The following is a 12,761-nucleotide window of genomic DNA, read 5'->3' on the forward strand; positions in this document are numbered from 1 at the left end:
TCGGTCGGCTCCCGCCAGACCCGATGCCAGCGCGTCGGACGAGGCCATCGCTCCGCTCGGCTCCGGGTCGCCCCCTGCTGGTCGTTGAGCGAGGAGCGCAGCGACGAGACGAAACGCGGTCGCCCCTTTCCGGTCGTTGAGCGAGGAGCGCAGCGACGAGACGAAACGCGGTGACCCGGGGCTGCGGGGCGTTTCGTCTCAACGACCGGAAGGAGCGCGGGGCGGGGCGGTGGAGCCGCGCACGATGAGCTGCGAGTCCAGATCGACGACGCCGTCCGGGCGGGCGCCCGCCATGGCCCGGGTCAGCAGCTCGACCCCGAGCGCTCCGCAGCGTCCGATCGCGAGGCGCACCGTGGTGAGCCCCGGCCGCGTGACCGAGGCGAGGTCGATGTCGTCGTTGCCGATGATGCTGAGGTCGTCCGGGCAGCGGAGCCCGAGGTCCGCCACGCCGGCTTCGATGCCGAGCGCGATGAGGTCGTTGTAGGCGATCACCGCGGTGGCTCCGCTGGCGACCACCGTCGCGGCCGCCGCCCGGCCGCCCTGGATCGACGCCGCCTGATGGCTCAGGCGCGTCATGCGCACGCCCAGGTCCTCGCACGCGCGGGCGATCGTCCCGCCGCGCCGGATGTCGGCCCAGGAGTGGGCGGGGCCGGAGGCGTACGCGATGTGGCGGTGTCCCAGCGCGACGAGGTGCTCCACCGCCTGCCGCGGTCCCTGCTCGGTGTCCATCACGACGCAGTGCGCGTCCTCGATGATGCGGTTGAGCACGACGAACGGCGTGGTTCCCGCGAGGGCGACGACCTCGTCCGCGGGCAGACGCGGCGAGCACAGCAGCATCCCGTCGAAGGCGCGGGCGCGCTCGATCTGCTCGCGCTCGCGGCGCAGGTCCTCGTCGGAGTCGAACACGACGGTCGCGTGTCGTCCCTGCCAGGCCTGGGACTGGATCCCCTTCAGCTGTGCCGCGTAGACGGGGCTCGCGACGTCGGGGAAGACGATCGCGATGGTCTTCTCGCCCGAGGGCGTCTGCGTCGATTCGTAGCCGAGCTCCGCCGCGGCCTCGTGCACGCGACGCAGCGTCGCGGGGGCGAGCCGTTCCGGCTCGCCGAAGGCGCGGGAGGCGGTCGCCAGCGAGACTCCGGCGTGTCGGGCGATGTCGGTCAGGGTGACGGTCACGGTGTTCCTCTGGCGGATCGGTGTCCTCATCATCATGCTGCATCGCGGTTTGTGCAAGCACTTGACAAGCTTGTACAAGTCAATCATGCTTGCTCTCATGCTGATCACGGAGGATCCCGCAGGCGTCGTCACCGAGGGGGTCGTGCGATGAGCGCCACCCCGGGTCTCCGGCGTTCCGCCTCCGGAGGGCTCCGCGTCCCTCCGCGTCCGGCAGGCGCCGGCATCGTGCACCTCGGCCTCGGCAGCTTCCACCGTGCGCACCAGGCCGTGTTCACGGCGGCAGCGCTCGCCGCGGAGGGCGGGGACTGGGGGATCGTCGGAGTGGCCTCGCGCTCGCGGTCCGTCGTCGACGCCCTGCACCGTCAGGACCTGCTCTACACGGTCGCCGAGATCTCGCCGGAGGGCATGGGGCTGAGCATCCCCGGCGCACACACCGACGCGTTCGTCGCCGCGGACGACGCCGAGCGGGTCGTGGCGAGCATCGCCGACCCGGCGATCCGCATCGTCACCCTCACCGTGACCGAGAACGGCTACAGCTCCTCGCCGGCCACGGGGCTCCTCGACACCGGCGCTCCCGAGATCGTCGCCGATCTCGCCGGCGGGTCCCCGCGCAGCACGATCGGCCAGCTGGCCCGCGGCCTCCAGCGCCGGGCGGCCGCCGGCGGCGAGCCGATCACCATCCTCAGCTGCGACAACCTCGCGGCCAACGGCGAGCACACCGGGCACCGGGTCCGGGAGTTCCTCCAGGAGCTCCCCGGAGCCGAGGGGGCGGAGACGCTGGCCTTCCTGGACGCGGCCGTCACGTTCCCGTCCAGCATGGTGGACCGGATCGTCCCCGCCACGACGGACGTCCTCCGCGCGGACGTCGCCCGGAGCCTGGGGGTCAGGGACGAGGTCCCGGTCCCCGCCGAGCCCTTCACGATGTGGGCGATCGAGGACCGCTTCGCCGCCGGTCGACCGGCGTGGGAAGCGGGGGGTGCCGTGTTCACCGACGAGGTCGGGCGCTACGAGCAGATGAAGGTCCGCCTCCTCAACGGCACCCACTCCCTCATCGCGTACCTGGGGGCGCTCGGAGGCGACGAGCTGATCGCCGGAGCGATCGCCCGCCCCGCCATCGAGCGCGCCGCCCGGGCCATCCTCGCCCGTGAGTACGTCCCGTCGATCGAGGTCCCCTCGCAGGTCGACCTGGAGGAGTACGAGCGCCAGCTCTTCGCCCGGTGGGCCAACCACGCCCTGGCGCACCGGACCGCGCAGGTGGGCACGGACGGGTCCGTCAAGCTCCGCCAGCGCATCCCCGAGCCGGCGCTGCGGCTGCTGCGCGACGGGCGGATGCCCCACCTCATCGCGCTCTCCGTCGCCGGCTACCTCGCCTGCATGGCGCCCCTTCCGGGGTTCGACCCCGGTGCGCACGCCCGCGCGATGTCCGATGCGGCGCGCCCGCGGCTCGCCGAGCAGGCCGCGGCGTCCCGCGACCCGCGAGAGCTCGCCCACCGGGTCCTCTCCGGCCTCCGCCTCTTCGGGCAGGAGCTCGGCGAACGGCCGGCCTTCGCCGATCGCGTGGGGGAGCTGATCGAGACCATCACCCGTCACGGCGTCGAGGCGGCGATCCGCGACGCGGTGGACGCGACCGAGCCGGTGTCCGCGACGATGGACCACACCGGACGAACCCATCCCGCCCACGACGAGGAGTCCCGATGAAGCGACTGGCGATCCATGGCAAGGAGGACGTCCGCTGGGAGGACGCCCCGATCCCGGAGCCCGGAGACGGCGAGATCCGTCTGCGGGTGCGATTCGTCGGGATCTGCGGATCCGACCTGCACTATTACTTCCACGGCGCGAACGGCGAGTTCACGATCCGGGAGCCGCTGACCCCGGGTCACGAGCTGTCCGGCGTGGTCGACCTCGACCCGTCCGGGCGCCTGGCCGCGGGGACGCCGGTGACCGTGCACCCCGCCCGCTACGGGGCCCCCGTCGCGGGGCTCGAGGAGCACCCGCACCTGCGGCCCGGCGGCGACTACCTGGGCAGCGCGGCCGGATTCCCGCATCGTCAGGGCGGTGCCGCCGAATACCTGATCGTCGAGGAGCACATGGTCCGGGTCCTGCCCGAGGGCCTGCCTCTGGAGCGCGCCGCCCTCGCGGAGCCGCTCGCCGTCGCGCTCCACGCCGTCTCCCTCGCCGGTGACCTCACGGGGCGCCGCGTCCTCGTCATCGGCGCCGGACCCATTGGGCTCCTGGTCGTGGCGGCCGCCCTGTATGCGGGCGCCGGAGCCCTGGGCGCCGCCGATCTGCGCCCGGAGCCTCTCGCCCGCGCCGCGGAGCTCGGCGCCGCCGCGCAGCACCGCGTCGGCGAGGAGGAGATCCCGGCGGAGTCCTACGACGTGGTGTTCGAGTGCGCGGGTCACCCCGCGTCGCTCACGCAGGCGGTGCGCGCGGTCCGCAGGGCGGGCACCGTGGTCCAGGTCGGGATGCTGCCGGACGCCGAGGCGGGCGTGAACCTTGCGCCGCTGCCGAGCAAGGAAGTGGTCCTCCGCGGCGCGTTCCGCTTCGTCGACGAGATCGACGAGGCGGTCCGGATCCTCGCGGGGTCCGACCGACTCGCCGCGGTGGTGACCCACGTCCTGCCCGCGGCGGAGGCGACGACCGCCTTCGACACGGCGCGCGACTCCTCGGCCTCCGCCAAGGTCCTGCTCGCCCTCTGATCCCACCACCCCCATGTCCGTTTCGTCTCGCTCCGCTCGCTCAACGACCGGGGCGGGGCTGTCCGTTTCGTCTCGCTCCGCTCGCTCGATGACCGGAGCGCGGCGGAGCGGATCCGCACGACCGCCACATACGAAGGAGTATCGATGAGCACCTCATCCGCCCCGGGAGCCGCGACCACGGCGCCCGCGCAGCGCAGCCTGGGCGACCTGGTCCGCGCCGCCGTCTCCGGCTGGCTCGGCACCGCGCTGGAGTTCATGGACTTCCAGCTCTACTCGCTGGCCGCCGCCCTCGTCTTCAACCAGCTCTTCTTCGCCGGGGAGGACGCCGGGATGGCTGTCGTCCTCGCCATGGCGACCTACGGCGTCGGCTACGTCGCCCGCCCGATCGGCGCGGTGTTCTTCGCGCGGATCGGCGACCGGGTCGGCCGCAAGAACGTGCTGTTCTACACGATCCTGCTGATGGGCGCCGCGACCACCCTCATCGGCGTGCTCCCGACCTACGAGCAGGTCGGGATCCTCGCACCGATCCTCCTCGTGATCCTCCGCCTCATGCAGGGCTTCGGCGCAGGCGCGGAGATCTCGGGGGCCGGCGTGATGCTCAGCGAGTACGCGCCGACGAACCGGCGCGGGATCGTCGCCTCCCTCGTCGCGCTCGGCACGAACTGTGGCACGCTCTTCGCTTCGGCGATCTGGGCGATCCTGCTCGCCGTCATGGTCGAGAGCGACGTCGTCGCCTGGGGCTGGCGGATCCCGTTCGTCGCCAGCGCCGTCATCATGCTGTTCGCCCTGTGGGTGCGCTTCCGTCTCAAGGAGAGCCCGGTCTTCGAGGAGCGCGCCGACGTCGTCGACGGCAAGGCGCTCTCCCGCGACGAGATGGTGCGCCTGGCGACGGAGACCAACGACATCCGCACCCTCGAGTCCCTCGGGCGCAAGCCGGTCAAGGCGACGATCGTGTCGTTCTTCCTGCGGTTCGGCCAGGCCGGCAACTCCGGCATGATCCAGACCTACCTGATCTCGTTCATCACGGTGAACCTGGCGCTGCAGAAGGGGATCGGCGCGGAGGTCGTCATCGTCTCGTCCCTCGTCGGCTTCCTCACGATCCCGCTCGTCGGCTTCCTGGGCGACCGGTTCGGCCGGCGCCGCATGTACATCGTCATGTCCGCGCTCTCCCTGGCGCTGGTCGTGCCGACGATGCTCGCGATCACCTCGAAGGAGATCGGCGCGGTGTTCGTCGGCTACATCGTGATCCACAACGTGTCGGTGCTGGGCCTGGCGTCGCTGGAGAACATCTCCATCCCCGAGATCTTCGGCGCGCGCAACCGCTACACGCTGACCGCGATCGTCCGCGAGGTCGCCGCCATCATCGCCACCGGCGTCGGCCCGGTGGTCGCCGCGGCCTGGGTGGCCGCCGCGACCGGCAGCGTCGTGCCGATCATCGTCCTGCTCGCGGTCTTCACCGCCTGCACGCTCGTCGCCTCGATCTGGGGTCGCGAGTGGACCGGGCGCGACCTCACCGATCCGCGCCCCGCGATGTGACCGCCGGAGGGGCGCACGGCGCGCCCCTCCTCGCCCCGCCCACCCCTCTTCCCGAAGGATCCGCATGACCATCGAGCTCGCCGACGTCAGCGTCACCAGCCCCGGACGCAACTTCGTCACCCTGAAGATCGTCACCTCCGACGGCGTCGTGGGCTGGGGCGACGCGACCCTCAACGGCCGGGAGCTGTCCGTCGCGTCCTACCTCCGCGATCACGTCGCCTCCACGCTCATCGGCCGTGACGAGGACCGGATCGAGGACACCTGGCAGTACCTCTACCGCGGTCCGTACTGGCGCCGGGGGCCGGTCACGATGGCGGCGATCGCCGCCGTGGACATGGCGCTGTGGGACATCAAGGCGAAGAAGGCCGGGGTGCCCCTGTACCAGCTCCTCGGCGGAGCGAGCCGCGACGGGATCCGCGCCTACTGCCATGCCTCGGGCACGGATTACGCGGCGCTGAAGGACGCGATCACCGGATACGTCGAGCAGGGCTTCACCGCGGTGCGGGTGCAGACGGGCGTTCCCGGTCTCGGCCAGATCTACGGCGTGGCGTCGAACGCGCCGGGGGCGCGCTACGACTACGAGCCCGCGAAGCGCGCGGCGGACGGGGGAGCGGCGACCGCCCCGGTCGAGGAGGTCTGGGACACAGCCAAGTACCGCGCACACATGCCGGGCGTGTTCGAGAGCATCCGCCACGACTTCGGCGCGGAGCTGCGCATCCTGCACGACGGACACCACCGGTTGTCCCCGATCGAGGCCGCCGGCTTCGCCAAGGACATCGAGCCGTACCGGCTGTTCTGGCTGGAGGACTGCACACCCGGAGAGGACCAGAGCGCGTTGCGCCTCGTCCGCCAGCACTCGACGACGCCGCTCGCGATCGGCGAGGTGTTCAACACGGTGTACGACTATCAGACGCTCATCACCGAGCGCCTGATCGACTTCGTCCGCTCGGCGGTGACCCATACCGGCGGGATCACGGCGATGAGGAAGCTGCTCGACTTCGCGGCGATCTACGGCATCCGCTCCGGGATCCACGGCCCGACCGACATCTCGCCGGTGGGCATGGCGGCCGCCCTGCACCTGGACCTGGCGATCCACAACTTCGGAATCCAGGAGTACATGCCCCACAGCGCCACGACGCTCGACGTGTTCCGGACGTCGTACACCTTCGACCGCGGGTTCCTGCACCCCGGCGAGACGCCCGGTCTGGGCGTCGAGCTGGACGAGGAGGCGGCCGCCTCGTTCGCCTACACCGCCGCCTACCTGCCGGTGAACCGGCTGACCGACGGCACCGTCCACGACTGGTGACCCCGGGGCTGGGGGCGTGTCGTCTCGCGGAGACCTGCACTGAGCGAGCGCAGCGAGTCGAAGTGTCGCTCAACGGCCGACACCTCTTCCGGTCGTTGAGCGAGGAGCGCAGCGACGAGTCGAAACGTGGTGACCCCGCTCAACGGCCGGGGCGGGCGCGCGGGGTCAGGCCCGGTCGTCGCCGGCGGCCAGCAAGCCGTGGCAGCGCGTGAGCCGGTCTATCCACCAGTCGCGGCGCTCGGCCGGTGCGGCCAGGCGTGACAGGGCCGCGGGATCGGGGATCACCCGGCCGATGCCCACGGCGCCGTCGCGGGGTCGCGCCTCGGCGACGTCGTCGGCGAACAGGGACGCGGTCCCCAGACCGCAGTCGTAGTCGAGCTCCGGGAGCGCGGCGGCGAGGGCGGCGCCCTGGGAGAGCCCGACGGCGGTGTCCAGGGCGCTGGAGACGACGACCGGCAGCCCCGCCTCGGCGACGATGCCCAGCGCCCGCCGAATGCCGCCCAGTGGCGCGGCCTTGACGACCAGGAGGTCCGCGGCACCGGCGCGCGCGACCGCGAGGGGGTCTGCGGCCTTGCGCACGCTCTCGTCCGCCGCGACCGGGATCCCCATGTACCGGACGCGCCGACGCAACTCCGCGAGGTCCTCGACGCGCGGGCACGGCTGCTCGGCATACTCCAGGTCGTACACGGCGAGGGCGTGGATCGCGCGCTCGGCCTCGTCCACGCTCCAGCCCCCGTTCGCATCGACGCGGATCCGCCCCTCGGGTCCCATCGCCTCCCGCACGGCGCGGACGCGCGCGATGTCGTCCGCCAGGGTCTGGCCGGGCTCGGCGACCTTCACCTTCGCGGTCCGGCATCCCTCGAACCGCGCGAGCACGGCGCCGACCCGTCCCGCCGCGACCGCGGGGACGGTCGCGTTGACGCGGACGACGTCCCGCACCGGCGCGGGACGGGGCTCCCACGCGTCGGCGAGGGCCGCGGCGAGCCACGCCGAGGCCTCGGCATCGTCGTACTCGGTGAACGGGGCGAACTCGGCCCATCCCTGCGGCCCCTCGAACAGCAGCGCCTCGCGGACGTCCACGCCGCGGAAGCGGGTGTGCAGCGGAAGGGCCACGACGCGCGCGGTGGAGAGGACGTCGGCCAGCGGCGGGATCATGCGTCCATCATGCCCTCGGCGCGGCGATCCGGCCCGGCCCCCGGCGGATCCGGGTCGAGTCGCTTCTGCAGCTCCGCCAGGCGTCCGGTCGGCACGAAGCCGAGCACCTCGTTCACCGCGAGCATCGGGGCGTTGGACTCGGCGTTGAAGGTGATGACGCGCGGCACCTCGGGCATGTGCTGCTGGAGCCGGCGCAGGTTCTCGACCTTGAGGCGCAGACCCAGCCGGTGACCGCGATCGGCCCGGCGCACGAGCGTGCCCCACTGGTACGCGTTGCCGTCGTCGCCGGAGACCACGAGCTGCGTGTACGCCGCCACCGCCCCGTCCGGGGCGAGGGCCACGGCGCCGAAGGAGGTCCGGCCCTGTGCGGCGATGAGGTCCTCGTTCTCACGGATGCCGCCGACATCGGGGGCGGCACGCTCGACGTCGAGGTCGCCGGTGGGCGCCTCGGTGTCGAGCGTGCTGTCCAGCTCCGCCCACCCGGCGACGACGTCCTCCGGGACGGGGCCGATCCAGCTGCGGAGGGCGTAGTCGTCCCGCGGTGCGCCCGCCAGGAGGGTGTCGAGCGTCCGGGTGGCGACGGGGAGCGCGAGCGTGCTCTCGAGGTCGCCCAGGGCGATGTCGTACCCGTGCGTGCGGGCGAACTCCGGCCCGGGATGCCCCGCCCCGTCGCGCGGCCCGTCGGCGGACCACTGGGTCGCGCCGGTGAGCGTGCGGCGGGCTGCGGCGCGGGCCTCGTCCTCGACGGCGACCAGAAGCGCGGACCCGATCCCCCGACGGCGATCGGCGGGGCCGACGTACACGGCGACCTCGGCCCGGTGCGTGTTGTCCTTGAGGGGGAGGGCGAGGCTCGCCGCACCCACCACGGCGCCGGCCTGGCGGGCCAGATACGCGCGCCGGTCCGTCACGTCGGACTCCTGCTGCAGCTCCCGGCGGATCTCCTCCCGCGACCACAGCACGGCGCGCTCGCCGCGGTCGGCGCGTCGAGCGGCGGCGTACACGTCCCACCACGCGTCCACGGCCTCGTCGTCGAAGGGGTCGATACGGGCGATCTCGATCCGTGCGGGCATGCCTCCATCCTGCCCGGGCCCGCTCGACGACGTCGGCGGGGCGCGCGGCACGAAGGTCCGGGGCACGCACGATGTCGTGTCCTTGACTATGGTGTGCGTCACACAATATGGTGATGGACATGAGTCAAGACGAGTTCGAGGGACACCTCCAGGAGCTGCGTCGCGGCACGATCGTGCTCGCCAGTCTGCAGCTGCTGCGCGAGCCCGGATACGGCTACGGCCTGCTGGAGCAGCTCGCGTCGGCCGGGTTCCCCACCGACGCGAACACGCTCTACCCCCTGCTCCGCCGTCTGGAGAAGCAGGGCTTCCTCGACAGCGAGTGGAACACGGACGAGGCCCGTCCGCGAAAGTTCTACCGCACCTCGGCGGCGGGGATCCGTCTCGCCGACACCCTCATCCAGGAGGTCGCGGCCATCGCCGCTGCGACCGCCGCCCTCTCCGGAACGGAGCACTGACATGCCCACCACCACCGCCCATCCCGCCTACGCCGCCCGCTACGTCGCCGCGGTCGGGCGCTCGGTCCCCGTCGCCGTGCGCGACGAGGTCGTCGCCGAGCTGGAGGCCGCGATCGCCGAACAGGTCGAGCCGCGCATCGCCGCGGGCGAGGCGCCCGACGCGGCCGAGCGCGCCGTCGTCGCCGGTCTCGGCGAGCCTCTGGCCTACGCCGCGTCGCTCACCGACCGTCCCCTGCACGTCGTCGGCCCCCGGTACTACGCGGCATGGCTGCGGCTGCTGAAGCTGCTCCTCTGGATCGTCCCGCCCTGCGTGGCGGTGGCCGTCGCGCTGGCGACGCTGCTGCAGGGCGGCGGGATCGGTCAGGTGATCGGCGCCATCGTGCCCGCGATCCTCCAGTCCGTGGTGCACATCGCCTTCTGGACGACGCTCGTCTTCTTCGTGCTGGAGCGGACCGGATCGGTGGGGAAGACCGTCCTCGACTGGGATCCGGATCAGCTGCCCTCCGCGGAGGGGACGGGGGCGGCGCTCACCGACCTCGTCGCGACGATCGTGATGTGCGTGCTCCTCGCCGGCAGCGTGCTGTGGGATCGCTTCCTCGGCTGGGGCCGCGACGCCGTGCACGTGCTCTCGCCCGACCTGTGGCCGGGATACGGCATCGGGTTCCTCGTGATCATGGCGCTGACGATCCTCGTGGCCGTCCTTGTGTTCGCTCGCGGAGGCTGGAACGTCGCACTCGCCGTCGTGAACGCTCTGCTCGGCGCGGTCACCGCGATCGCCGCGTTCGTCCTGGTCTGGCAGGGCCGTTTCCTCGCCCCCGGCTTCTCCGCCCTGTTCGGCAGCGCGCAGGGGACGGTCATGACGATCCTGAACGTGATCCTCACGGTCGTGTTCGTCGGGGTGCTGTTCGCCTCCGCCGCCGACGGGTTCCGCAAGCTCCGCGCCTCCCGCTGACCCGTCCCGATCCGCACGTCCGGTTCCTCGTCCCGACTCCCCGTCCCGATCTGCACACTCGAACCCGATCTGCACACCCGTGGCCGGGATCCCTGTGCAGATCGGGACGAGGTGTGCAGATCGGGCATGGAGGGTATCGGGGGCTCGGGGAATCGGGGCACCGCGCGAGCGAGGGGGCGAGACGGCGGGAATAGGCTGGAGCCCGTGACCGACAGCCCCGTCTCCGCCCTGTTCGACCCGGCCGAATGGACCCTCGCCCCCGGGGCGGACGTCTACACCGACATCACGGCGCACGTGTCGCGCGACGGCCGCATCGCGCGCATCGCGTTCGACCGGCCCGAGGTCCGCAACGCCTTCCGCCCGCACACGGTCGACGAGCTGTACCGGGCGCTCGACGCCGCCCGGCAGGACCCGCGGATCGGCGTCGTGCTGCTGACCGGCAACGGCCCGAGCCCCAAGGACGGCGGGTGGGCGTTCTGCTCCGGCGGCGATCAGCGCATCCGCGGGCGGGACGGCTACAAGTACTCCGACGACGAGTCGGCGGTCCCCGCCGCGCAGCAGGCCCGGGCCGGGCGTCTGCACATCCTGGAGGTGCAGCGGCTCATCCGCTTCATGCCGAAGGTCGTCATCGCGGTGATCCCGGGATGGGCGGCAGGCGGCGGCCACTCCCTGCACGTCGTGTGCGACCTGTCCATCGCCAGCGCCGAGCACGGCCGGTTCAAGCAGACCGACGCGGACGTCGGGTCGTTCGACGCCGGATACGGATCCGCGTACATGGCCCGCCAGACGGGTCAGAAGTTCGCCCGCGAGGTGTTCTTCCTCGCCGAGGAGTACTCGGCGCAGCGCGCCTACGAGGCCGGAGCCGTGAACCGCGTCGTTGCGCACGACGAGCTGGAGCGCGAGGCGATCGCGATGGCGCGGACGATCCTCACGAAGTCGCCGACCGCGATCCGCATGCTCAAGTTCGCGTTCAACGCCGTCGACGACGGGATGGTGGGTCAGCAGGTCTTCGCCGGCGAGGCCACGCGGCTCGCCTACGGGACGGACGAGGCCGTCGAGGGCCGCGACGCGTTCCTGGAGAAGCGGGATCCCGATTGGTCGCCCTACCCCTGGCACTTCTGAGACGGTCGAGGACGGGATGCGGGACGGGTCGCGCCGGGGACCGGCCCAGGGCGCTCGCTCGACGCGCGGGAGGCTGATCGGATGAGGCTGCACGCCGCGCCGGCGGATCCGCGCGAGATCGAGGCGGCGCTGCCCGCCGTGCTCGACGGGTCGCGTCCTCTCGCCCTCGGCTTCGCCCCCGGGCCCGAGGACGAGGCGCCCGACGGCACCGCCGTGGTGATCGCGACCTCGGGATCGTCCGGCATCCCGAAACGGGTCGTCATCGGGGCGGCCGCGCTCCGGGCGAGCGCCGCCGCGACCGAGGCACGGATCGGGGCCGGGCAGTGGATGCTCGCCCTGCCGGCCGGGTACGTCGCCGGGCTCCAGGTGCTCGTGCGCTCCGCCCTCGCCGGGACGAGACCCGTCATGCTCGACGGCCGCTTCACGCCCGACGCCTTCGTCCAGGCGACCTCCGCGCTCGGGTCCGGGGCGCCGCGTCACACCTCGCTCGTCCCGGCCCAGCTGATCACCCTTCTGCAGGCGGCGGAGGAGCGTCAGGATGTGCGGGCGGCGCTCGCCGCGTACGACGCCGTCCTCGTCGGCGGGCAGTCCCTTCCCGCGCCGGTGCGCGAGCGCGCGGAGGACGGGGGCGTCCGGGTCGTCCGGACCTACGGCTCCAGCGAGACGAGCGGCGGCTGCGTGTACGACAGCGCGCCGCTGGACGGCGTGCGCGTCGAGGCGCGGGACGGGGAGCTGCGGATCGCCGGGCCCATGCTCGCGACCGGGTACCTCGGCGACGCGGAGCGGACGTCCGCGGGATTCGTCACGGACGAGGAGGGCACGCGCTGGTACCGCACGGGCGACGCCGGCGAGGTGGTCGACGGCGAGGTGCGCGTCACCGGGCGCCTCGACAACGTCCTGATCTCCGGCGGGATCAACGTCTCCCTCGACCGGGTCGAGCGGATCGTGCGCGGCGTCGCGGGACTGGAGTCCGCCGTCGTGGTGGCCGTCGCCGACGACCGCTGGGGGGAGGCCTCGTGCGTCGTGACGGACCAGGCGCCCGCCGACGTCGACGCCGCCCTCGCGCAGGTGCGTGCTCTCGTCGCGGCGGGGATCGGTCCGCACGCCCGTCCCGCTCGCATCGTCGTCCTCCCGGCGCTTCCCCTGCTGCCTTCCGGCAAGCCGGACCGCCTCCGCATCCGCGGGCTCCTCGGGGACTGACGCCGGCGCGCCCCCGGTGCGGGTCGAGAGGCGGACGACCCGAGGTCAGCGCAGGGCGGCGCGGACGCGGTCGGCGACGACCGCGGGCTCGGC

11 protein-coding genes are annotated in these 12,761 nt (G+C 72.8%); 8 read left to right on the forward strand and 3 right to left on the reverse strand.

The window, feature by feature from the left end; translation table 11 throughout:
* Nucleotides 1-198 precede the first annotated feature (198 nt).
* Nucleotides 199-1,173, reverse strand: coding sequence for a LacI family DNA-binding transcriptional regulator (locus MR1_RS15300; protein WP_157518277.1), 975 nt, complete (start codon nt 1,171-1,173; stop codon nt 199-201).
* A gap of 147 nt (nt 1,174-1,320) precedes the next feature.
* On the opposite strand from MR1_RS15300, the gene MR1_RS15305 reads away from it, so the two are divergent.
* The 4 genes from MR1_RS15305 to manD all read left to right on the forward strand — a co-directional run bounded on the left by MR1_RS15305 (nt 1,321) and on the right by manD (nt 6,714).
* Nucleotides 1,321-2,871, forward strand: a complete 1,551-nt coding sequence (locus tag MR1_RS15305) for a mannitol dehydrogenase family protein (RefSeq protein WP_084344767.1) — start codon at nt 1,321-1,323, stop codon at nt 2,869-2,871.
* Nucleotides 2,868-3,872 (forward strand): zinc-binding dehydrogenase, encoded by a 1,005-nt coding sequence (locus MR1_RS15310; RefSeq protein WP_067248798.1) that lies wholly within the window; start codon nt 2,868-2,870, stop codon nt 3,870-3,872. Before MR1_RS15305 ends, MR1_RS15310 begins: the two co-directional genes overlap by 4 nt.
* A gap of 144 nt (nt 3,873-4,016) precedes the next feature.
* A complete protein-coding gene (locus MR1_RS15315) occupies nt 4,017-5,408 on the forward strand; it encodes an MFS transporter (protein WP_067248801.1) in 1,392 nt (463 codons plus the stop codon).
* Between the two features lie 64 nt (nt 5,409-5,472).
* Nucleotides 5,473-6,714: a D-mannonate dehydratase ManD gene (gene manD / locus MR1_RS15320; protein ID WP_067248804.1), complete on the forward strand. Its 1,242-nt coding sequence runs from the start codon at nt 5,473-5,475 to the stop codon at nt 6,712-6,714.
* A 165-nt stretch (nt 6,715-6,879) separates the two neighbouring features.
* Here manD and MR1_RS15325 read toward each other — a convergent pair whose 3' ends face one another.
* Nucleotides 6,880-7,869 (reverse strand): o-succinylbenzoate synthase, encoded by a 990-nt coding sequence (locus MR1_RS15325; protein WP_067248807.1) that lies wholly within the window; start codon nt 7,867-7,869, stop codon nt 6,880-6,882.
* On the reverse strand, nt 7,866-8,939 hold the full coding sequence (locus MR1_RS15330) for a GNAT family N-acetyltransferase (RefSeq protein ID WP_067248810.1): 1,074 nt from the start codon (nt 8,937-8,939) through the stop codon (nt 7,866-7,868). The genes MR1_RS15325 and MR1_RS15330 overlap by 4 nt, the downstream gene beginning before the upstream one ends.
* Before the next feature lie 119 nt (nt 8,940-9,058).
* Between MR1_RS15330 and MR1_RS15335 the strand changes: the two genes are divergently transcribed.
* The 4 genes from MR1_RS15335 to MR1_RS15350 all read left to right on the forward strand — a co-directional run bounded on the left by MR1_RS15335 (nt 9,059) and on the right by MR1_RS15350 (nt 12,668).
* Nucleotides 9,059-9,394: a PadR family transcriptional regulator gene (locus MR1_RS15335; protein WP_067248826.1), complete on the forward strand. Its 336-nt coding sequence runs from the start codon at nt 9,059-9,061 to the stop codon at nt 9,392-9,394.
* Between the two features lies 1 nt (nt 9,395).
* On the forward strand, nt 9,396-10,346 hold the full coding sequence (locus MR1_RS15340) for a hypothetical protein (protein WP_067248813.1): 951 nt from the start codon (nt 9,396-9,398) through the stop codon (nt 10,344-10,346).
* A 204-nt stretch (nt 10,347-10,550) separates the two neighbouring features.
* On the forward strand, nt 10,551-11,468 hold the full coding sequence (locus MR1_RS15345; RefSeq protein ID WP_067248816.1) for a 1,4-dihydroxy-2-naphthoyl-CoA synthase: 918 nt from the start codon (nt 10,551-10,553) through the stop codon (nt 11,466-11,468).
* Nucleotides 11,469-11,549: 81 nt separating this feature from the next.
* Nucleotides 11,550-12,668, forward strand: coding sequence for an AMP-binding protein (locus tag MR1_RS15350; protein WP_067248819.1), 1,119 nt, complete (start codon nt 11,550-11,552; stop codon nt 12,666-12,668).
* Nucleotides 12,669-12,761: the final 93 nt, after the last annotated feature.

The sequence above is a fragment of the Microbacterium resistens NBRC 103078 genome, assembly GCF_001552355.1.
GTDB classification, from domain to species: domain Bacteria; phylum Actinomycetota; class Actinomycetes; order Actinomycetales; family Microbacteriaceae; genus Microbacterium; species Microbacterium resistens.